Origin of the sequence: Rhizobium sp. ZX09 (genome assembly GCF_017357485.1) — a bacterium.
Classification (GTDB): Bacteria; Pseudomonadota; Alphaproteobacteria; order Rhizobiales; family Rhizobiaceae; genus Agrobacterium; species Agrobacterium pusense.
Genome location: NZ_CP031364.1, coordinates 994,482 through 1,014,611 on the forward strand (window position 1 = coordinate 994,482; position 20,130 = coordinate 1,014,611).

Sequence of the window (20,130 nt, forward strand, 5' to 3'; positions counted from 1 at the left end):
GGAGGAGGCTTTGGATCACCATGCTTGAATTGCGAAATGTCTCGAAGATGGTGGGCGGTGACTATCATATTCATCCCACGGATCTGACGTTGCAGCGCGGAAGCCTGAACGTTCTGCTTGGACCGACGCTTTCGGGCAAGACGTCGCTCATGCGGCTTATGGCGGGGCTGGACAAGCCAAGCAGCGGCTCGATCCTGGTCAACGGCGAGGATGTGACCGGCTGGCCGGTCCAGAAGCGCAATGTCGCCATGGTGTACCAACAGTTCATCAACTATCCGGCGCTCAGCGTTTACGAAAACATTGCCTCGCCGATGCGGGTTGCGGGCAAGGATCAGGCAACCATCGACCGGGAAGTGAGAAAAGCCGCGGAGCTTCTGAGGCTGACGCCCTATCTCGACCGTACGCCGCTCAATCTTTCCGGCGGCCAGCAGCAGCGCACGGCACTTGCCCGCGCCATCGTCAAGAACGCCACTCTGGTGCTGCTCGATGAGCCATTGGCCAATCTCGATTACAAGCTGCGCGAAGAATTGCGCGAGGAGCTGCCGCGCATTTTCGCGGAGTCGGGCGCGATCTTCGTTTATGCCACCACAGAGCCGTCAGAGGCGCTGCTGTTGGGCGGCAATACGGCAACACTCAACGAGGGCAGGGTAACCCAGTTCAGTCGCACCATCGAGGTTTACCGGCGCCCGGTGGATATTGTGACGGCGGAAATTTTCGCCGACCCGCCGCTCAACACCATCGAGGTCATCAAGACGGGTGGAGCCTTTACCCGTGCTGATCGCGCCGTTGTCGCGGTGCCGGCGCACCTTGCCACCGTGCCGGATGGACCTTTGACCATCGCTTTCCAGCCGCATCATCTTTTCCCGCAGGCGAAGGGTGAAGCACGGCAATCCATACGGGCGCGGACGCTGATCTCTGAAATCGCCGGGTCGGAAAGCTTCGTGCATGTGGAATTTTCGGGCCGACGCTGGGTCATGCTGGCGCATGGCATCCACGACATCGAACCGGACAGGGATATCGAGCTGTTTCTCGATACAAGCCACCTGATGGCATTCGACGCAAATGGCCGCGCCATCGGCGAAGCGGCGTAAGGGGGATCGGTCATGGCACGTATCACGCTCGATCATATCCGCCACGCCTATAACGCCAAGGCGCAGGCTGCCGGCGATTATGCCCTGAAGGAGGTTCATCACGAATGGGAGGATGGCGGGGCCTATGCACTTCTCGGTCCCTCCGGTTGTGGTAAGACCACGCTGCTCAACATCATTTCTGGCCTGCTGCGCCCCTCCGACGGCCGTATCGCGTTCGACGGAACAGACGTCACGGATTTTGCGACTGAAGATCGCAATATCGCCCAGGTGTTCCAGTTCCCGGTCGTTTACGACACGATGACAGTTTACGACAATCTTGCTTTTCCGCTGCGCAACCGGCATGTGCCGGAGGCCGAGGTCGACCGCCGCGTGCGGGAAATCCTTGAGATGACCGACCTTTCCGGTATGGCCAAACGCAGGGCCCGCGGGTTGACGGCGGACCAGAAGCAGAAGATCTCGCTGGCGCGCGGCCTCGTACGCTCCGACGTCAACGCCATTCTCTTTGATGAGCCGCTGACGGTCATCGATCCGCATATGAAATGGGTGCTGCGCTCGCAGCTGAAGCGCCTGCATCGCCAGTCCGGTTTTACCATGGTCTACGTCACCCATGACCAGACCGAAGCGCTGACCTTCGCCGACAAGGTGGTGGTGATGTACGACGGCCAGATTGTCCAGATCGGCACGCCGGCTGAGCTTTTCGAGCGGCCGGGGCATACATTTGTCGGTTATTTTATCGGCTCGCCGGGCATGAATGTTCTGCCCGCCAATATCGAGGGGACGACGGCTGTAGTCGGCGGCCTTGGTGTGCCGCTGGCAGGTGCGCCGACGATCGCATCGGGGCAGCGCATCGAAATCGGCATCCGCCCGGAATTCGTCCGGCTGGAGCGCGGCGGCATGCCCATCACTGTCGATAAGGTCGAGGACATCGGCCGGCAGAAGATCGTGCGCGCCCGGTTCGCCGGCCAGAAACTGGCAATTGTCGTGGCCGAAGACGAGGAAATCCCGGCGGAAGCGGGGGTGCGCTTCGACCCGGCCGCCATCGGTGTTTTCGCCGATTCCTGGCGTGTAAAGATGGGGGCCTGACCATGGAAAAAAGCTGGAACAACAAGGCATGGTTCATGGTGCTGCCGGTGCTGGTGCTGGTCGCCTTCTCCGCCGTCATTCCGCTGATGACCGTCGTGAATTATTCGGTGCAGGACACCTTCGGCAACAACCAGTTCTTCTGGGCGGGAACGCAATGGTTCGAGGAAATTCTGGCCTCAGACCGGTTCTGGGATGCACTGGGGCGCAACCTCCTGTTCTCCGGCATCATCCTCGCGATTGAAATTCCGCTCGGCATCTTCATCGCGCTCAAAATGCCGAAATCCGGGATCGGCGTGCCTGTTTGCCTCGTCACCATGGCACTGCCGCTGCTTGTGCCGTGGAATGTGGTCGGTACCATCTGGCAGGTCTTCGGGCGCAGCGATATCGGGCTGCTCGGTTATTACGCCAATCAACTGGGGCTCGATTACAACTATGTCAACGATCCCGTCGATGCCTGGATCACCGTCGTCATCATGGATGTGTGGCACTGGACGAGCCTTGTCGTACTTCTGTGTTATGCCAGCCTCGTTTCCATTCCGGATGCCTATTATCAGGCAGCAAGGATCGATGGCGCGTCGCGTTTCGCAGTGTTCCGGTTCATCCAGCTGCCCAAGATGAAACGGGTGCTGCTGATCGCCTTCCTGCTGCGCTTCATGGACAGTTTCATGATCTACACCGAACCCTTCGTCGTCACCGGCGGCGGCCCGGGCAATTCCACAACCTTCCTGTCCATCGATCTCGTGAAGATGGCACTTGGCCAGTTTGACCTCGGACCGGCAGCGGCCATGTCGCTGATCTACTTCCTCATCATCCTGCTGTTGTCGTGGGTGTTCTACACCGTGATGACCAGCCACGACGCGGAGACCTGAGCCATGAGCGCCTCCAATGTCACGACCGGCGTGGAACGTAACGGCTTGGTCTCCGGCTCATCGGGCGTTGCCACGTCGACAAGACCCAGCTTTGCCGCAACGGCGCGCCCACGCCGCCATCACGGGCCATCCCGGTTTTCCTGGCTGGTGCCGACGATCTACATCCTGCTTCTGCTCGTGCCGATCTACTGGCTTATCAATATGAGCTTCAAGACGAATGCGGAAATCGTCTCTTCCATGACGCTCTATCCGCATCAACCGACGCTGCAGAACTACCGGACGATCTTCACCGATTCATCCTGGTATTCTGGCTATATCAATTCGATCATTTATGTCGTCATGAACATGGTGATCTCGGTGGCTGTCGCGCTGCCAGCGGCCTATGCCTTTTCGCGTTACCGTTTTCTCGGTGACAAGCACCTGTTCTTCTGGCTTTTGACCAACCGCATGGCGCCCCCCGCCGTCTTTGCATTGCCCTTCTTCCAGCTTTATTCCGCTTTCGGGCTGATCGACACGCATATTGCGGTCGCGCTGGCGCATTGCCTGTTCAACGTGCCGCTGGCGGTGTGGATTCTCGAAGGCTTCATGTCCGGCGTGCCGAAGGAAATCGACGAGACCGCTTATATTGACGGCTATTCCTTCCCGAAATTCTTCGTGAAGATCTTCATGCCGCTCATCGCTTCCGGCATCGGCGTCGCGTGCTTCTTCAGCTTCATGTTCTCGTGGGTCGAGCTTCTGATCGCCCGCACGCTGACCACCACGGACGCAAAACCGATCGCCGCGACGATGACGCGCACCGTTTCTGCCGCCGGCATGGACTGGGGCCTGCTTGCCGCTGCCGGCGTGCTGACTGTGATACCCGGCGCTCTGGTGATCTGGTTCGTGCGCAATTACATCGCCAAAGGCTTTGCGCTGGGAAGGGTTTGACCATGACGAAGATGCCCGATTTTACCTGGATGGCGTGGACGTGGCAGACGGCGGCCTTTTTCGGCACCATCGCGGTTTTGCTGGTCGGCATGTGGTTCTGGGAACGTCTCTCGCCCGGCGGCAATCCCCGCTTCGGCCTGTTGCGCTTCGAAACGACGCGTGGTGACAGGCTGTTCATCTCGCTGCTTGGCAGCGCCTTCATTCATCTCGCATGGCTCGGGCTGGTCGGCCCGAACCTGTGGTGGGCTCTCGCTCTATCCGTGGTCTACGCCGTTGGCGTTTTCCGTTTTGTCTAGAGCAGGAAAAAGATGCGGCGGAGGAAAACCGCATCTCGCAGACTTCATGCAATCGCAACCCTTGGGAGGACTGATATGCGACGGCATCTGATGACGACGACGGCAGCCATGCTGCTGGCAATGACAGGTTCGGCTTTTGCCGGAATGGAGGAAGCAAAGCAGTTTCTGGACAAGGAAATCGGCGACATGTCGGCGCTTTCCCGTGCAGAGCAGGAAAAGGAAGTGCAATGGTTCATTGATGCCGCGAAGCCTTTCGCGGGCATGGAGATCAAGGTCGTATCCGAATCCCTGACGACGCATGAATATGAATCAAAGGTTCTGGCGCCTGCATTTACCGCCATTACCGGCATCAAGGTGACGCACGACCTTATCCAGGAAGGTGACGTTGTCGAAAAGATCCAGACCCAGATGCAGACCGGCCAGAACCTTTACGATGGCTGGGTCAACGACAGCGACCTCATCGGCACCCATTGGCGTTACCAGCAGGTGCGCAACCTGACGGACTTCATGGCCAATGAAGGCAAGGATGTCACCAATCCCGGTCTCGACCTCAAGGACTTCATCGGCAGCGCGTTCACGACGGCACCGGACAAGAAGCTCTACCAGCTTCCCGACCAGCAGTTCGCGAACCTCTACTGGTTCCGTTACGACTGGTTCAACGACGACAAGAACAAAGCGGACTTCAAGGCCAAGTACGGCTACGACCTCGGCGTTCCCGTCAACTGGTCGGCCTATGAGGACATCGCCGAATTCTTCACCGGCCGCGACGTCGGCGGCAAGAAGGTCTTCGGCCATATGGACTACGGCAAGAAGGACCCCTCGCTCGGCTGGCGCTTCACCGATGCATGGCTCTCCATGGCCGGCAATGGCGACAAGGGTCTGCCAAACGGCCTGCCGGTCGATGAATGGGGCATCAAGGTCAATGACAAGTCGCAGCCGGTCGGCTCCTGCGTGGCCCGCGGTGGTGATACCAATGGTCCCGCTTCGGTCTATTCCATCGAGAAATATCTCGAATGGCTGAAGAAATATGCGCCGCCGGAAGCGCAGGGCATGACCTTCTCCGAGTCAGGACCGGTGCCGGCACAGGGCAACATCGCCCAGCAGATCTTCTGGTACACGGCCTTTACTGCCGACATGGCCAAGCCCGGCCTGCCTGTGGTGAACGAGGACGGTTCGCCGAAATGGCGCGTCGCACCCTCGCCGCACGGCGTCTACTGGAAGGACGGCATGAAGCTCGGTTATCAGGATGTGGGTTCCTGGACGTTGATGAAATCCACGCCAGACGACCGCGCCAAGGCCGCATGGCTCTATGCGCAGTTCGTGACCTCAAAGACCGTGGATGTGAAGAAGAGCCATGTCGGTCTCACCTTCATTCGTGACAGTACCATACATCACAAGAGCTTCACGGACCGGGCCTCCAAGCTCGGTGGTCTTGTCGAGTTCTATCGCTCGCCGGCCCGCGTTCAGTGGTCGCCGACTGGCACCAACGTTCCTGATTATCCAAAGCTGGCGCAGCTCTGGTGGCAGGCAATCGGCGATGCGTCGTCGGGTGCCAAGACCGCACAGGCTGCCATGGACTCGCTCTGCGCTGAACAGGAAAAGGTCATGAGCCGCCTGGAACGTGCTGGCGTGCAGGGCGATATCGGCCCGAAGCTGGCGGAAGAGCATGATATCGAATACTGGAACAAGGACGCCGTTTCGAAGGGCAATCTCGCGCCGCAGCTAAAGATCGCCAACGAAAAGGAAAAGCCGGTCACCGTCAATTACGACGAACTGGTGAAAAGCTGGCAGAAGTGATGTCTGCATAAAATCTTAAATCGGGGCGGCTCTGCCGCCCCGTCATTGCGTTTGAAAGGGAGTGACATAATGGGCGGTTATATTCTGGCGATCGATCAGGGCACGACATCGACGAGGTCGATGGTCTTTGATCGCGACATGCGGGTCATCGGTGTCGGGCAGCGAGAATTTCCGCAGCATTTTCCTGCCTCCGGCTGGGTCGAGCACGATGCCGAAGACATCTGGAAAAGTGTGCTTGAAACCATCCGACTTGCACTTGCCGATGCCGGCATCGCCGCAACCGATATAGAGGCGATAGGCATCACCAATCAGCGGGAAACTACGGTGCTGTGGGACCGCAACACCGGCGAAGCGGTGCACCGCGCCGTGGTCTGGCAGGATCGCCGTGCCGCCCCGGTCTGCGAGGATTTGAAAAGAAGGGGGCTGGAACCGCTCTTCTCTAAAAAGACCGGACTGCTGCTCGATCCATATTTTTCCGGCACGAAGCTGAAATGGCTCTTGGACAGCGTCAGCGGTCTTCGCGAAAGGGCGGGCAAGGGAGAAATCTGCTTCGGTACCGTCGACAGTTTCCTGATCTACCGTCTCACCGGCGGCCGCCGGCACGTGACCGACGCCACCAACGCCTCGCGAACGCTGATCTACAATATCGAAGACAATGTCTGGGATGATGAACTCCTGTCCATCCTCGACATCCCCCGCGCGATGCTGCCGGAGGTTCTGGATTGCGCCGCCGATTTCGGCGTAACGGACAAGTCGCTTCTGGGCGCGGAAACTCCGATCCTCGGCGTTGCGGGCGACCAGCAGGCGGCGGTGATCGGCAATGCCTGCTTCGAGCCGGGCATGATGAAATCGACCTACGGCACCGGCTGCTTCGCGCTTCTCAATACGGGCACAGACCGGGTTGCCTCCACAAACCGGCTGCTGACGACGATTGCTTATCGCCTCGACGGCGTGACGACCTATGCGCTGGAAGGCTCTATCTTCATCGCCGGGGCGGCGGTGCAGTGGCTGCGTGACGAGCTTGGTTTCATCTCGGTTGCATCAGAAGTCAGCGCGCTTGCCGAAAAGGCCGATCCGAAGCAGCGCGTTTATCTCGTGCCTGCCTTTACCGGTCTTGGCGCGCCTTATTGGGATGCCGAAGCGCGGGGTGCGATCTTCGGCCTCACACGCGGGACGGGCCCGGCGGAATTTGCCCGCGCGGCGCTCGAAAGCGTTGCCTATCAGACGTTCGATCTGCTGGATGCGATGCGCAAGGACTGGGCGGGTGACAATGGCAAGACGGTGCTGAGGGTCGACGGCGGCATGGTCGCCTCCGATTGGACGATGCAGCGGCTGGCGGATATTCTCGCCGCGCCCGTCGATAGACCGGTGTTTCTCGAGACGACAATCCTTGGTGCCGCCTGGCTTGCGGCCTCACGTGCCGGCATCTGGCCGGACCGCAAGGCCTTTGCCGACCATTGGCGGCGCGACCGCCGCTTCAGCCCCGAGATGGAAGAGAGCGAGCGGAAGAACGCCATCGCAGGCTGGCGCGACAGCGTCGGCCGTTGCCTCTCGAAACGGGACAATTAAGGCCGGTTACACGAAACTGCCGGGTGCGATGCTCTTGCTGGAAACGAGATCGGAAAGGGCGCGCACCAGCTCCGCCTCCGCGCCCTTGCTCGGTTGAAGCACGAATTCAACGTCTTCCAGCAGCGGCAGCACGCCTGCGGCAATCTCCTTCAGACCAGCCGGCGCCATGCTGCGCGGCTGCACCAGAATGCCCATGCCCGCCCTTGCTGCGGCGGTTAGTCCACTGAGACTGCCGCAGGTGCAGACGATCCGCCAGGCGAGACCGGCCCGGTCCAGTGCCTCCTGCGCCGCCTTCCGGGTGATGCTCGGTGGCGGAAAGGCAATCAGCGGGAGCGCATCCGGCTGGTTCAGCATCCGCTCAGGATCGCGCGCCAGCCAGACGAGCGGTTCGCGATAAAGGAAATGACCAAGCTTGTCGCCGAGACGACGCTTGGCCAACACCACGTCAAGTTCACCGTTATCCTGCATCTGGTAAAGCACACCGCTCAGCGAGACCGTTAGTTCAAGGTCAACCAGCGGGTAAAGCCGAATGAATTCCTCCAGAATGGTCGTAAGGCGACTGGCGACAAAATCTTCCGACACACCAAGCCGCAGCCGACCGCGCAGGCGGCTTTCGCTGAAGAGCGAAGAGACCTTGCTATCGATTTCAAGCATGTTGCGAGCGTAACCAAGTAATGCCTCACCCTCGCCGGTCAGTTTTACCTGATGGGTGTTGCGTGCGATCAACCGGCGGCCAAGGGAGGCTTCAAGCCTCTGAATATGCTGGCTGACAGTGGATTGGCCAATGCCGAGCCGTTCGGCAGCAAGGGTAAAACTGCCGGTTTGCTGGAGCATGACGAAGCTGGCAAGATGTTGAAGGTTCAGCATTATCTCAAATCATGATAACTGTTAATCTTTGCATCCGAAATCATGATGAGCGATAGTGGCGCGCGTTTCAAGCAAAACCGCTGCCGGAAAGACCTCCCATGACCCGCTTCCTGCCCGACCGTTTCACCATGATGCTGGTGGCCACCGTAATTCTGGCTTCCATCCTGCCGATCAGCGGCGAGCCGGCAGAATATTTCGGGCTTGCGACAAAACTCGCGATCGCTCTGCTGTTCTTCCTGCACGGCGCGCGGCTTTCGCGGGATGTGGTGATTGCGGGCATCCTGCACTGGCGTCTGCATCTGGCGATCCTGCTCGTCACCTTCGGCCTTTTCCCGCTTCTCGGTGTGGCGATAGGCTTCATTCCCGAAAGCATCCTGCCGGCACCGCTCTATATGGGCGTGCTGTTTCTCTGTGTGCTGCCATCCACCGTGCAGTCATCCATCGCCTTCACGTCAATGGCGGGCGGAAACGTGCCGGCGGCGATTTGTTCAGCCTCGGCTTCGAATATTTTCGGCATGTTCCTGACGCCGTTGCTGGTTGGCCTGCTGTTCACGGTCGGCGGCCATGGCGGCGGATTTTCGCTGGATGCTTTCCTGCAAATCTTCCTGCAGCTGCTTCTGCCTTTCATCGTCGGTCAGGTCCTGCAGCCCTGGATTGGTGACTGGATCAGGGCGCGCAAGAAATTGCTTTCTCCGGTCGATCGCGGCTCCATTCTTATGGTCGTTTATCTAGCCTTTTCCGATGCGGTCATCGAGGGCATATGGCACACGTTTTCGCTCCGGGATATCGGTGTGGTCATCGTCATCAATATCCTGCTGCTGGCGCTTGTCCTATGTGTGACGATGTTCGGCAGCCGGCTATTGGGTTTCGACAAGGCCGATGAGATCACCATCACCTTCTGCGGCTCGAAAAAGAGCCTCGCCAGCGGCGTGCCCATGGCCGGCGCGATCTTCGCCGGCCAGAGCATCGGTGCCATCGTTTTACCGATCATGCTCTTTCATCAGATCCAGTTGATGGTCTGCGCTGTCCTTGCCCAGCGTTATGCCCGCAAGGCCCATGAAAAGGCAGCGATAGCCGAAGCGGCTGCGGCAGAAGGCGCCGCCGCCTCCGCTCGATAAAACGCGCTCCCGCCAACAAAAACGGCCCCTCAAGGGGGCCGTCTGTCTTGCATGTGGAATACTTAGTTGACCTGAGCCGGGGTAACCTGGGCTTCGATGGTCTTCGGCGCATCGGCGCTGTCGGAAGAGATCGCAATGCGGCGCGGCTTCATGGCTTCCGGAATATTGCGAACAAGATCGATGTGAAGCAGGCCATTCTTCAGGGAAGCGGTCTGCACTTCTACGTGGTCGGCAAGCTGGAAGCGGCGTTCGAAGGCGCGCGTGGCGATGCCGCGATACAGAAATTCGCCTTCCGTCGTCTTCTCATCCGTGGCTTTCTCGGCTTTCACGGTCAGCGCATTGGCGCGGGATTCGATGCTGAGTTCATTTTCATCGAAACCGGCAACCGCCATGGTGATGCGATAGGTATTCTCACCGGTCCGCTCGATATTGTAGGGCGGATAGGACTGGGCCTGCTCAGGCTGGCCGAGGCCGTCAAGCATCGAAAAAAGACGGTCGAAGCCCACGGTGGAACGATAGAGAGGGGAAAAATCAACGTGACGCATGGTGTCCTCCTTAAGAAGCGACTGTTTGCGGTTAAGTCCGCCATCCCATTCTGGCGACGGTCGGACATTTGGCGCGGCCCCGCTTTGGCGACCGCATGAAGGAGATGGGAATGGCGTCGCGCGGCGTCAAGGGGTGGATGCAACATGAACCATGTCTGAACATCCGGTTCCGGCATCGTTCAGTTTGAGAGCCATAAAACTCCCGTCATCGGAGACATTCTCCGTGGACAGAAGCAATAACGTCCCTTCTTCTTCTGTCTTACTCGCCGGAACCGCGACTGCTTTAACCGACGGTTCCGGCAATTTTTTCTTTGACCTTCCCGCGCCGCCGACCTATCCGAAAAGAGTTGAAAAGCCGGAAAAAGACCGATGATCGAAGCCACATTGCGCGCCAGTGAAGACAATCCGGTTCCCGACAGCCATGTGGTTGGATATTTTTCTGGCCATGGCGGCAAACAGCTCCGCTATGCGATCTTTCGGACCCATCGTCATGTTGCCCGCGGAACGGTGGTTCTGCTGCATGGCAGAAACGAATGTATCGAAAAATATTTTGAAACAGTGGCCGATCTGACGGCCATGGGCTTCTGGGTCGCGACGTTCGATACGCGCGGGCAGGGCGGTTCCGAACGGCTGCTGAAAAGGCCGGGTGCCGGGCACGTGCGGCGCTTTTCCGATTATCAGCACGACATCAGCCTTTTTCTGGAACAGGTGGTGCTTCCGGATACGAGGCTACCGTTCTTCATGATTGCACATTCTACCGGCGCGCTTGCCGCGCTTGCCGCATCGCCCGGGCTCGCGAACAGGATTGATCGGCTGGCGCTTTGTTCGCCCTTCATAGAACTCGACAGTCAGCAATCCGTCCCGTCATCCGTTATCCGGCTGGTCGCCACGGCTTTGAGCCTTGCCGGCCTGGGAAAAGTTCAGCTTGGCAGGGACCAGCGCGAACGGGATTTTGACGGCAATCCGCTAACCTCGGACGCAAAACGTTTCGCAAGGAATCTCTCGCTGCACAGGCAGTTTCCGGAACTGTTCATTGGCGCGCCAACGGCCCGCTGGGTCTATGAGGCGTTGAAGACCATGGGCCGCGTGACCCGTCAGGATCATCTGACGAACATAACCATTCCTACCCTCATTCTGGCGCCCATGCTGGATACGATAACGCCCTATAAGGCGCAGGAAGAGCTGTCGCGCAATTTCCGGGCAGCGCAGCTTCTTCCCATCACCGGCGCGCGTCATGAACTGCTGCATGAGCGGGATGTTTTCCGCAAGCAGGCACTGGCTGCCATCGACGCGTTTTTCGCGCCGGAGTGATGGCCGCCTTGAAGGGCAGGTCTATAGTCTGGCGAGAATGGCAAGCGCCTGTTCGTGTACGGATCTGGAGCCGGCGGCCAGAATGCGGCCGCCATTTTCAGGACGGCCGCCATCCCATGTGGTGATGATGCCGCCGGCCTGCTCGATGACCGGAATAAGTGCGCCCACATCGTAGGGCTTCAGGCCGGATTCAATGACGAGATCGACATGACCCGCAGCCAGCAGGCAATAGGCGTAACAATCCACGCCGTAGCGGAAAAGGCGAACCTGATCCTGCACCTTTTCGTAGAAGGGCTTTTCCTCGGCGGTGAAAATATGGGGTGTTGTGGTAAAAAGTATTGCGTCCGATAGCGAAGCGCAGTCACGCGTGCGGATGGTTCGTTCGCCCTCGGGTCCGAAATACCAGGCGGAGGTGCCGTCGGCAAAGTAACGCTCCCTGGTGAAGGGCTGGTCCATCATGCCCATCGTGGCGCGGCCGGCAGACTGGAAGCCGATCAGAGTTCCCCATACGGGAACGCCGGAAATGAAGGCGCGTGTGCCGTCGATGGGGTCGATGACCCAGACATGCTCGCGGTCGAGACCGACATTGCCATGTTCTTCCCCGAGGATGCCGTGCTGGGGAAAACGAGCCTCGATGAGCGCACGAATGGCGCTTTCGGCCGCTTGATCGCCTTCCGTCACCGGATCATAGCCGCCATCCTGCTTGTTGGTAACGGCAACGCCCGTGCGAAAGCGGGGAAGCGTTTCGGCGCTGGCCGCATCAGCAAGTTCGAAGAAGAAATTCCGGTCGGGCAGCATGCGAAACCTCATTGCGTGAATTGATGGCCTCAATTGTGTGGCGAAATGCATAGACCGGAATCACCTCCGCCGTCCACTCGTATGGCGACGAAGCCGCGGTTTCCATATTTTCGGCAAAAGCACAAAAAACATGCAAAAAATAAAATGATTGACAATTGTGCAATTACTGCGTAGCGTGATGCTACAGTCTTTGACTGTAAATACCCTCCTTGGGTGTTTCCTCCCTAGACTTGACCGCGCCAAGGCGCGGTTTTTTTTGCCCGGCGCACAGCCAGGCAAGGGGGCGAAGGATTTAATTGAGAAGCTTGGCTGTGCTATTCGGCGGCGAGCGAAGTTTCGATCGCATATTCCGACACGAAAGCGCCGAGCTGGCGCATGAATATTTCCAGCGAAGCCTGAATGGCGGGGAAATCGCCTTTCTTCAAAAGCGTTTTTTCATCGACATAAAGCGACCGGTTGACCTCTATCTGCAGCGCGTGAAGCGAGCGTATGGGACGGCCGTAATGTTCGGTAATGAAGCCGCCGGCATAGGGCTTGTTGCAGACGGCGACGAAGCCAAGTTCTTCGAGGAAATGCAGGGCCGCACGCGAGACTTCCTGGGAGGCGCTGGTGCCGTAGCGGTCGCCGATAATAATATCAGGTCTGAGGTTTGACCCGGTGACCCGGATATTACCGGGCATCGAATGGCAATCGATCAGCACCGCCATGCCAAAATGTGCGTGCGTGCGGGACAGCAGGCGACGCAGACAGGCGTGGTAGGGTTTGTATATGGTCTCGATACGGGAGAGGGCTTCATCCACCGGCAGGCGATGGGCATAAATATCCATGTTTTCCGCAACGATACGCGGCACGGTGCCAAGGCCGCCTGCAACCCGCATGGAGCCGATATTGGCGTAGGGCGGCAAGGTGCCCTCGAACATGCGGGGATCGAGCTCGTAGGGCTCTCGATTGACGTCGAGATAGGCGCGCGGAAAATTCGCTTTCAACAGCGGCGCGCCAATCTCTGGGGCGGCGCCGAAAAGCTCGTCGACGAAGTGGTCCTCGGAGCGACGTATGTCATGCGAATCGAGCCGCGCCGATTCTAGGAAGGAGATGGGATAGCAGCGGCCGCTATGGGGGGAATTATAGACGAATGGCAGGGTTTGAACGGCAGGTTCCGTTACTTCGAACAGCTCATATTCACCTGTTACCCAGTCCATTCAGGCCATTTACCATGTCGCAAACTATCAGGAGGTTCATGTTGCCAGTTACGGTGCGGCAAGTCCATACTGTCGCCCAAGTAGCGCTATACCGATTCACGTGTTCACAGGATATTTACCGTGAAAATCCTATAATCGGGCTAGGGTATTCCAAACATTAAGCAGTTACGGTCACTTAACCATGAATCAGAAAATTCTTCTCGCTGAAGACGATAACGATATGCGGCGCTTCCTCGTCAAGGCGCTGGAAAAAGCCGGTTACAAGGTTTCTTCCTTCGACAATGGCGCAAGCGCTTACGACCGGCTGCGCGAGGAGCCCTTTTCCCTTCTGCTCACCGATATCGTCATGCCCGAAATGGACGGTATCGAGCTTGCACGACGCGCGACCGAACTCGACCCGGACCTGAAAGTCATGTTCATCACCGGCTTTGCAGCGGTTGCGCTGAATGCCGATTCGAAGGCTCCGAAGGACGCCAAGGTGCTTTCCAAGCCGTTCCATCTGCGCGATCTGGTGGATGAGGTCAACAAACTCCTTGTGGCGTAAGGCCTCTCAAAAAACCTTCACAAAACCGAAAAAAAGCAGTTGACGCATGAACCGGTTTTGTGGTCTATCCGCCGCCACGGAGGGCGTGTAGCTCAGCGGGAGAGCACTACGTTGACATCGTAGGGGTCACAGGTTCAATCCCTGTCACGCCCACCATCCGAATTCATAAAGGGGTTTCTGAGCAGTCGGAAACCCTTTTTTCGTTTCTCCTTCAGCCCAGCCCTTTTTCCTCGGAAGCGATTTCTGTCGCTGCTGGCTTTCGCCTGCGCACGAGCTTCAAGTCACTGCGGTGGCGGGGTATGTTTGCAATAAATTTCGCATTGAAAAATAAAATTCAATGCCGTTGACGTATCCGATTTTTCCAGCTATCCCATCAGCATGCAATAAATTACAGAGACTAAAATTTATTGCGCGACAAGTCATTATCCTTGGGAGGGGAATATGTTGGCTTTTCTGAAATCGACCGTCGCTGCGGGTGTATTGGCCGTGGCGCTTGCGGCTGGCGCCGGTTCGCCGGCCGCCGCCGCAGGCAAGTTTGCCTGTGAACCCGGCGAAACCTATGTGATGAATGTCATGGTTTCCAGCCATCCCTATTGGGTGCCGGTATTTGAAGGGTTCAAGCAGGCCGCCAAGGCGCTCGGCTGCGAAGCTGTTTTCACCGGCACGCCGGAATATGACATCACAAAGCAGATCGCGTCCTTCGAGCAGGAGCTGGTGAAGAAGCCTAAAGGCGTTCTCCTGCACCCGATGCAGGCCGATCCTTTCATCGAGCCGATCAACAAGGCGATCGCCTCAGGTGTATCCGTCACCACCTTCGCCGCCGATTCTCCGAAGTCGAAGCGCACCGCCTATATTACCTCGGACAATGTCGCAGAGGCGAAGTTTGCGGCTGACGAAATCGTCAAGAAGCTTGGCGAAAAAGGCGAATATGCCGTTCTGGAAAATCCGGGCCAAAGCAACCATGATCTGCGCGTTACCGCCCTCATAGACTATATGGGGCGGACTTATCCGCAGATGAAGCTCGTTGGCCGGCAAGCGACCAACCAGGATGCAAACGTCGCTTATCAGGCAACCGCCGCACTACTGCAGGCCAATCCCAATCTCGGTGCATTGTGGATCCCTGAGGCCGGTTCGGCTGAAGGTGCGACGACCGCCGTTCTCGAGGCAAAAAAGAAGGTCCTGATCCTGCATGCGGATATCACGCCGGCAACGCTGGAACACATCAAGCAGGGTAATATCTATATGGCCATCAATCCCAATCAGGGGGTTCAGGGCTTCATGGGTTTCATGAACACGTTTCTCGGTGCTCATTCGGACCTGATCGACCCGTTCAACGACTACAAGGTCTCCGGCTTCAACCCGATGCAGGTGCCTTCGATGGACAATGGTTTTGCAGTCATCACCAAGGCCAATGCCGCCTCCTTCGATCTCAACGAATATATGAAGGGGCGCTGAGGCGTCGATCTGGACCCGGCGAGGTTTACGCCTCGCCGGCCATGTGGGAAAGCCGGTTCGGGAGGGCGTTATGGGTGAGGCCATCCTCAGCATGACGAATATTCATAAGGCATTCGGGCCCGTGAAGGCGTTGCGGAGTGCTGCACTTGACCTGCGGCGCGGCGAAATCCACGCGCTGGCCGGGGAAAACGGTGCCGGAAAGTCGACGCTGATGCATATCATTGACGGCATTCTGCAGCCCGATGGAGGGGAGATCCTGCTGGATGGCAAGCCGGTCAAGATATCCTCGCCTAATGTGGCGAACCGGCTCGGCATCGGTTTCGTGCATCAGGAGATCGCTCTTTGCCCTGATATTTCGGTTGCCGAAAACATGTTTATGTCAGAGACCGGTCGAAGCCGTTCCTGGTTCATGAATTACCGCGACCTGGAAAAGCGGGCGGCAGCGGTGCTGCGGGAGATCGGCGATATCGATCCCGCAAGCCGCGCGGGCGGCCTCTCAATTTCGCAGCAGCAGATCGTTGAGATTGCCAAGGCGTTGACGCTGGATTGCCGCATCCTGATCCTCGATGAGCCAACGGCAGCGCTGACAGAGACCGAAGCCCAGACACTTTTCCGGATCATGCACCGGCTGGCCGAGCGCGGCATTGCCATCATCTATATTTCGCATCGCATGGCGGAGATTTTCGAACATTGCGACCGCATCACCGTCATGCGCGACGGTTGCCATATCAGGACGGAGAATATTGCTGATATCTCCCCTGAGGAAGTCGTTAACAGCATGGTGGGACGGGTACTCGACAAGCTCTACCCGCCGAAGCTCTCGGATGATGAGAAGTCTGACGACGTCATTCTCTCTGTTCGGGGTCTGAATGAAGGAAAGCGCGTTTTCGATGTCGGTTTCGATCTGCGTCGGGGTGAAATCCTGGGGTTGGCTGGACTGATCGGTGCGGGAAGAAGCGAGATCGCGCGGGCGGTCTGCCGGCTGGAGGGCAAGCCGACAGGCGAGGTTATGTTACGTGGCCGACGGCTTGGCCTGAAAGACTATCGTGACAGCATCCGGGAAGGGATCGTTTATCTTTCCGAGGACCGCAAGGGGGACGGGCTGTTCCTGAACATGTCCATCGCCGCCAATGTCTCCGCGCTCGACATAGGAAGGATATCGAATGGCATGGGTTTCATCGAACGGCGCAAAGAGATGAAGCGCGCAGATGAGCTGGGGCGCCGGCTGAAACTGCGGGCGAACAGCGTCGGTGATTCCGTCTCGACCCTGAGCGGCGGCAACCAGCAGAAGGTGGCGCTGGCGAAGATGCTGTCGGTGGAACCGAAGGTCATCTTTCTGGATGAGCCGACACGGGGGGTGGATGTGGGTGCCAAGGCGGAAATCCACCGCCAGATCCGGGAACTGGCGCGTGAGGGGGTTGGCGTGGTCGTCATCTCCTCCGAACTGCCGGAACTCATCGGCGTCAGCGATCGTGTGCTTGTCGTGCGCGAGGGGCGCATCACCGGCGAGGTCGAGGGGGACGACATGACGGAGGAGAAGATCATGCAGCTCGCGTCGATCACTATTATGCAGAATGCGGCGGAAGCCTGAGGGAGCGGGAAAATGGCAACATCGGAAACACCTTCAAGCCTTGCCGGGACGGCGGTTCGCCGGACAGCGTGGTGGGAGCCGGCGCTCAAGGCGCGGGAAACCGGGCTGATCGTAATCATTCTCGCGCTTTTTGCCGTGATGTCCTTCATCTCGCCGTACTTCCTGACCGTGGACAATCTGCGGGCCATGGCCATGGTCTTCGCTATCGAAAGCATCGTCGTGGTGGGCATGACGATTCTTCTGATCTCTGGTGGCATCGATCTTTCGGTGGGATCCGTTACGGCGCTCGCGATGGTGGCAGCCGGCTGGCTTTTCCTCAACGGCGTCGACCCCTGGGTGGCGGCGGGGTTGGCAATCTGCCTGACGACATTGGTCGGCATGGTCATGGGATTTCTGACCACGGTCATCGGTCTGCATCATTTCATCGTGTCGCTGGGCGTCATGGTCATTGCGCGCGGTGTTTGCCTGCTGGCGACCGGCGGGCGGCCGCTCGGGCTCTACTCCCTGCCGCCGGAATTCAAGTTCATCGGTCAGGGTGTGATTGGCGGCATACCGCTGGTGCTGATCATATTTATGGTGGTGGTCGTTTCTTTCGATCTGCTGCTGCGGCGCACGACTGCCTTCCGCAAGGTTTTTTACACCGGCAGCAATCCCAAGGCCGCGGCCTATTCCGGCATCCGTGTCGGCCGCGTGGTCTTCGCCACCACAACGCTTTGTTCGATGCTTTGCGGTGTTGCAGGTGTTATCTACATGGCGCGCTTCGGTTCTGCCCAGCCAAGCTTCGGCATCGGCATGGAACTCAACGTCATTGCGGCCGCGGTCATCGGCGGCGCCAGCCTTTCGGGCGGTTCGGGTACGATTCTTGGCGCGATCCTGGGAGCCATCCTTCTCTCCGTGGTTTCCAGTTCGCTTGCCTTGCTCAATGTGTCTGTCTACTGGCAGGACATCATCAGGGGCAGCATCTTGCTGGCTGCGGTACTGTTCGACCACTATCTGGTCAGGCGCCGCCGTTGAGCGCCGTTCGCTCGCCCGAAGGTAACTGGAGAAAGACGATCATGCTGGATATCAAGGACGATTTCGATCAACAGAGGCAGATGTATTCCGTCTTGGTGCTGCATTTCATCGAAGGGGTGAAACAGTCCGAAATCGCCGAGCGGCTCAACCTTTCCCACACCAAGGTGAACCGCATGATTGCGGCCGGCCGCAAGGCGGGCATGGTGAAGATCAGCATCTCCAGTCCTTATCAGCGGCTTGTGGACCTTGAAAACGAGATCACCCGCCGGTTTGGCCTTAGACAATCCGTCGTTACGCCAACGGTATCGGATAATCCGGAAACAGCCTTGCAAATGGTCGGGCGGGTGGCCGCAAACCATTTGCTGGAAACGATCCGCGACGGCGATGTGATCGCGATTACGGGCGGCAAGGCGGTGAGTGCGGTTGTCGACAATCTGCAGGCGGAGCGCCGTTTCGATGTGCGGGTAGTGCCGCTCACCGGCGGGGTGCAGGGCAAGCATTACACCGATGTCAATCATCTCGCCACGCAACTGGCGGAAAAGCTTGGCGGCAGCGCCTCGCTGCTGCACGCACCGTTATTCGCCGAAGACGAGGAACAGCGCGATCTCCTCATGAATGTTGCGTCGATCCGTGAGGTTTTCGATCTTGCGCGTCAGGCGCAGGTGGCGCTGGTCGGCATTGGTTCGGTGGAGGCGCCAGGCTCTGGCTATTACGATCTTCTGCCGGATGCCGCCCGTGGCGGACAGGCGCTGGTGGATGCCGGCATTGCCGGCGAGTTTCTCGCCCACCTCACCATGGCGGACGGGCAGCTTGCCCGGATCGATCTCAACTCGCGCGTCGTGGCGCTGGACCCCGGGCAGCTTGCCCGGTGCCCAAACATCATCGGTGTCGCAGCAGGCGCCATCAAGGCCGGCCCGGTGGCGGCCACGCTTGCCGGCCACTATCTGACCTCGCTGGTCGTGGATGAAGCGATAGCCGGCTACTTATTGGATCATGAAGGAGGGGAGACCTCGTGACGGACAACGCAATATTGACCCGGACGATAGGCAAAAGCGGTATCAACGCATCTGCCGTGGGGCTTGGAACCTGGGCCATCGGTGGCTGGATGTGGGGCGGCACCGACGAACGGCAGTCCATAGCAGCCATCCAGGCCTCCATCGATGCGGGGATTTCCCTCATCGATACTGCGCCAGCCTATGGCATGGGGCTTGCCGAAACCATCGTTGGCAAGGCAATTGCCGGCAGACGCGACAAGGTGGTGCTGGTCAGCAAATGCGGGCTTGTGTGGCATGTGAATGAGGGCGCTTATTTCTTCCATCAGGATGGCAAGCCGGTTCATCGTTATCTCGGCGCCGCATCCATCCGGTACGAGGTCGAAGAGAGCCTGAAACGGCTTGGGACAGATTATATCGACCACTACGTCACCCATTGGCAGGATGCCACGACGCCGATTGCCGAGACAGTCGGGGCTTTGGTGCGGCTGAAGGAAGAGGGGAAGATCCGTTCGATCGGGGCAAGCAACGTCTCGCAGGCCGATCTGGAAGCCTATATCGCCACCGGGGCGCTGGATGCCATTCAGGAAGAATATTCCATGGTAAAGCGCGATATCGAGACGACGCTCCTACCCGTTTGCCGGGGGAATGCCGTCTCGGTTCTCAGCTATTCGTCGCTGGCGCTCGGTCTCCTCTCGGGCAAGGTCGGGCCGGAGCGGGTTTTTGCGGAAGATGACCAGCGCCACGGCAATCCGCGCTTCAGCCAGGCCAACCGTGAAAAGATCGCGCGTTTGATCGGCGTGCTGAAACCGGTGGCGGCCGCCCATTCCGCCTCAGTGGCACAGGTGGTGATTGCCTGGACGATTGCCCAGCCGGGTATAACATTCTCGCTGTGTGGCGCACGCGATCCGGCTCAGGCGGTTGAAAACGCCGCCGCCGCGCGTCTTCGCCTCACGGAGAGTGAGTTGGCGCTCATCAGCACTGGTATCGCGGAGCATCTCGTGGGTCTCGATACCTGATTATGTAGCTGGAACGGGGTTTCAGGCGCACATCGCATAATTTCG

The 20,130-nt window shown here is 58.6% G+C and carries 20 protein-coding genes and 1 tRNA gene; 17 read left to right on the plus strand and 4 right to left on the minus strand.

Annotated features, from left to right (window positions below; all coding sequences use genetic code 11):
• The first annotated feature begins 20 nt into the window (after nt 1–20).
• From BTN45_RS19250 to glpK, 7 genes are all read left to right on the plus strand, one after another.
• The gene (locus BTN45_RS19250; RefSeq protein WP_006699929.1) at nt 21–1,091 is read left to right on the plus strand and encodes an ABC transporter ATP-binding protein; all 1,071 of its coding nucleotides are present in this window, start codon (nt 21–23) and stop codon (nt 1,089–1,091) included.
• 12 nt (nt 1,092–1,103) lie between these two features.
• Nucleotides 1,104–2,174, plus strand: coding sequence for an ABC transporter ATP-binding protein (locus tag BTN45_RS19255; RefSeq protein WP_035207356.1), 1,071 nt, complete (start codon nt 1,104–1,106; stop codon nt 2,172–2,174).
• A 2-nt stretch (nt 2,175–2,176) separates the two neighbouring features.
• Nucleotides 2,177–3,043 carry a sugar ABC transporter permease gene (locus tag BTN45_RS19260; protein WP_065117167.1) on the plus strand — a complete coding sequence of 289 codons (867 nt, stop codon included), beginning with the start codon at nt 2,177–2,179 and terminating at the stop codon, nt 3,041–3,043.
• 3 nt (nt 3,044–3,046) lie between these two features.
• Nucleotides 3,047–3,970, plus strand: a complete 924-nt coding sequence (locus BTN45_RS19265) for a carbohydrate ABC transporter permease (RefSeq protein ID WP_207590595.1) — start codon at nt 3,047–3,049, stop codon at nt 3,968–3,970.
• A gap of 2 nt (nt 3,971–3,972) precedes the next feature.
• Nucleotides 3,973–4,266: a DUF2160 domain-containing protein gene (locus BTN45_RS19270; protein WP_004437276.1), complete on the plus strand. Its 294-nt coding sequence runs from the start codon at nt 3,973–3,975 to the stop codon at nt 4,264–4,266.
• Between the two features lie 75 nt (nt 4,267–4,341).
• Nucleotides 4,342–6,063, plus strand: a complete 1,722-nt coding sequence (locus tag BTN45_RS19275) for an ABC transporter substrate-binding protein (RefSeq protein WP_004437278.1) — start codon at nt 4,342–4,344, stop codon at nt 6,061–6,063.
• A gap of 69 nt (nt 6,064–6,132) precedes the next feature.
• Entirely contained in the window at nt 6,133–7,632 is a 1,500-nt protein-coding gene (gene glpK / locus BTN45_RS19280; RefSeq protein WP_207590600.1) for a glycerol kinase GlpK, read from the plus strand.
• Between the two features lie 6 nt (nt 7,633–7,638).
• Here glpK and BTN45_RS19285 read toward each other — a convergent pair whose 3' ends face one another.
• On the minus strand, nt 7,639–8,499 hold the full coding sequence (locus BTN45_RS19285) for a LysR family transcriptional regulator (protein ID WP_044459571.1): 861 nt from the start codon (nt 8,497–8,499) through the stop codon (nt 7,639–7,641).
• Nucleotides 8,500–8,597: 98 nt separating this feature from the next.
• Here BTN45_RS19285 and BTN45_RS19290 point away from each other — a divergent pair, with 98 nt between their 5' ends.
• Nucleotides 8,598–9,617, plus strand: coding sequence for a bile acid:sodium symporter family protein (locus BTN45_RS19290; RefSeq protein ID WP_022563300.1), 1,020 nt, complete (start codon nt 8,598–8,600; stop codon nt 9,615–9,617).
• 62 nt (nt 9,618–9,679) lie between these two features.
• On the opposite strand, the gene hspL is transcribed toward BTN45_RS19290, so the two are convergent.
• Nucleotides 9,680–10,162 carry a heat shock protein HspL gene (hspL, locus tag BTN45_RS19295; protein WP_004437287.1) on the minus strand — a complete coding sequence of 161 codons (483 nt, stop codon included), beginning with the start codon at nt 10,160–10,162 and terminating at the stop codon, nt 9,680–9,682.
• A 223-nt stretch (nt 10,163–10,385) separates the two neighbouring features.
• Between hspL and BTN45_RS19300 the strand changes: the two genes are divergently transcribed.
• Entirely contained in the window at nt 10,386–10,535 is a 150-nt protein-coding gene (locus BTN45_RS19300) for a hypothetical protein (RefSeq protein WP_162471999.1), read from the plus strand.
• The gene (locus tag BTN45_RS19305) at nt 10,532–11,473 is read left to right on the plus strand and encodes an alpha/beta hydrolase (RefSeq protein WP_207590601.1); all 942 of its coding nucleotides are present in this window, start codon (nt 10,532–10,534) and stop codon (nt 11,471–11,473) included. Before BTN45_RS19300 ends, BTN45_RS19305 begins: the two co-directional genes overlap by 4 nt.
• 21 nt (nt 11,474–11,494) lie before the next feature.
• Here BTN45_RS19305 and hisN read toward each other — a convergent pair whose 3' ends face one another.
• Complete coding sequence (hisN, locus tag BTN45_RS19310) at nt 11,495–12,271, minus strand: histidinol-phosphatase (RefSeq protein WP_207590603.1); 777 nt, start codon at nt 12,269–12,271, stop codon at nt 11,495–11,497.
• 314 nt (nt 12,272–12,585) lie between these two features.
• Nucleotides 12,586–13,470: an N-formylglutamate amidohydrolase gene (locus BTN45_RS19315; protein WP_022563305.1), complete on the minus strand. Its 885-nt coding sequence runs from the start codon at nt 13,468–13,470 to the stop codon at nt 12,586–12,588.
• 181 nt (nt 13,471–13,651) lie between these two features.
• Between BTN45_RS19315 and BTN45_RS19320 the strand changes: the two genes are divergently transcribed.
• From BTN45_RS19320 to BTN45_RS19350, 7 genes are all read left to right on the plus strand, one after another.
• Nucleotides 13,652–14,014, plus strand: a complete 363-nt coding sequence (locus BTN45_RS19320) for a response regulator (RefSeq protein WP_003497910.1) — start codon at nt 13,652–13,654, stop codon at nt 14,012–14,014.
• An 81-nt stretch (nt 14,015–14,095) separates the two neighbouring features.
• Nucleotides 14,096–14,170 (plus strand) — tRNA-Val (locus BTN45_RS19325).
• 285 nt (nt 14,171–14,455) lie between these two features.
• Entirely contained in the window at nt 14,456–15,469 is a 1,014-nt protein-coding gene (locus tag BTN45_RS19330) for a substrate-binding domain-containing protein (RefSeq protein ID WP_004437310.1), read from the plus strand.
• A 70-nt stretch (nt 15,470–15,539) separates the two neighbouring features.
• Nucleotides 15,540–17,060, plus strand: a complete 1,521-nt coding sequence (locus BTN45_RS19335) for a sugar ABC transporter ATP-binding protein (protein ID WP_207590604.1) — start codon at nt 15,540–15,542, stop codon at nt 17,058–17,060.
• 12 nt (nt 17,061–17,072) lie between these two features.
• A complete protein-coding gene (locus tag BTN45_RS19340) occupies nt 17,073–18,074 on the plus strand; it encodes an ABC transporter permease (protein WP_004437313.1) in 1,002 nt (333 codons plus the stop codon).
• 41 nt (nt 18,075–18,115) lie between these two features.
• Entirely contained in the window at nt 18,116–19,090 is a 975-nt protein-coding gene (locus tag BTN45_RS19345) for a sugar-binding transcriptional regulator (RefSeq protein ID WP_004437314.1), read from the plus strand.
• Entirely contained in the window at nt 19,087–20,085 is a 999-nt protein-coding gene (locus BTN45_RS19350) for an aldo/keto reductase (RefSeq protein WP_207590606.1), read from the plus strand. Before BTN45_RS19345 ends, BTN45_RS19350 begins: the two co-directional genes overlap by 4 nt.
• The last annotated feature ends 45 nt before the right edge of the window (nt 20,086–20,130 follow it).

Bases quoted from the DNA above. Each gene is read 5' to 3' on its own strand.
- BTN45_RS19250 (WP_006699929.1), top strand. From the start codon at position 21: ATGCTTGAATTGCGAAATGTCTCGAAGATGGTGGGCGGTGACTATCAT.
- BTN45_RS19255 (WP_035207356.1), top strand. From the start codon at position 1,104: ATGGCACGTATCACGCTCGATCATATCCGCCACGCCTATAACGCCAAG.
- BTN45_RS19260 (WP_065117167.1), top strand. From the start codon at position 2,177: ATGGAAAAAAGCTGGAACAACAAGGCATGGTTCATGGTGCTGCCGGTG.
- BTN45_RS19265 (WP_207590595.1), top strand. From the start codon at position 3,047: ATGAGCGCCTCCAATGTCACGACCGGCGTGGAACGTAACGGCTTGGTC.
- BTN45_RS19270 (WP_004437276.1), top strand. From the start codon at position 3,973: ATGACGAAGATGCCCGATTTTACCTGGATGGCGTGGACGTGGCAGACG.
- BTN45_RS19275 (WP_004437278.1), top strand. From the start codon at position 4,342: ATGCGACGGCATCTGATGACGACGACGGCAGCCATGCTGCTGGCAATG.
- glpK (WP_207590600.1), top strand. From the start codon at position 6,133: ATGGGCGGTTATATTCTGGCGATCGATCAGGGCACGACATCGACGAGG.
- BTN45_RS19285 (WP_044459571.1), bottom strand. From the start codon at position 8,499: ATGCTGAACCTTCAACATCTTGCCAGCTTCGTCATGCTCCAGCAAACC.
- BTN45_RS19290 (WP_022563300.1), top strand. From the start codon at position 8,598: ATGACCCGCTTCCTGCCCGACCGTTTCACCATGATGCTGGTGGCCACC.
- hspL (WP_004437287.1), bottom strand. From the start codon at position 10,162: ATGCGTCACGTTGATTTTTCCCCTCTCTATCGTTCCACCGTGGGCTTC.
- BTN45_RS19305 (WP_207590601.1), top strand. From the start codon at position 10,532: ATGATCGAAGCCACATTGCGCGCCAGTGAAGACAATCCGGTTCCCGAC.
- hisN (WP_207590603.1), bottom strand. From the start codon at position 12,271: ATGCTGCCCGACCGGAATTTCTTCTTCGAACTTGCTGATGCGGCCAGC.
- BTN45_RS19315 (WP_022563305.1), bottom strand. From the start codon at position 13,470: ATGGACTGGGTAACAGGTGAATATGAGCTGTTCGAAGTAACGGAACCT.
- BTN45_RS19320 (WP_003497910.1), top strand. From the start codon at position 13,652: ATGAATCAGAAAATTCTTCTCGCTGAAGACGATAACGATATGCGGCGC.
- BTN45_RS19330 (WP_004437310.1), top strand. From the start codon at position 14,456: ATGTTGGCTTTTCTGAAATCGACCGTCGCTGCGGGTGTATTGGCCGTG.
- BTN45_RS19335 (WP_207590604.1), top strand. From the start codon at position 15,540: ATGGGTGAGGCCATCCTCAGCATGACGAATATTCATAAGGCATTCGGG.
- BTN45_RS19340 (WP_004437313.1), top strand. From the start codon at position 17,073: ATGGCAACATCGGAAACACCTTCAAGCCTTGCCGGGACGGCGGTTCGC.
- BTN45_RS19345 (WP_004437314.1), top strand. From the start codon at position 18,116: ATGCTGGATATCAAGGACGATTTCGATCAACAGAGGCAGATGTATTCC.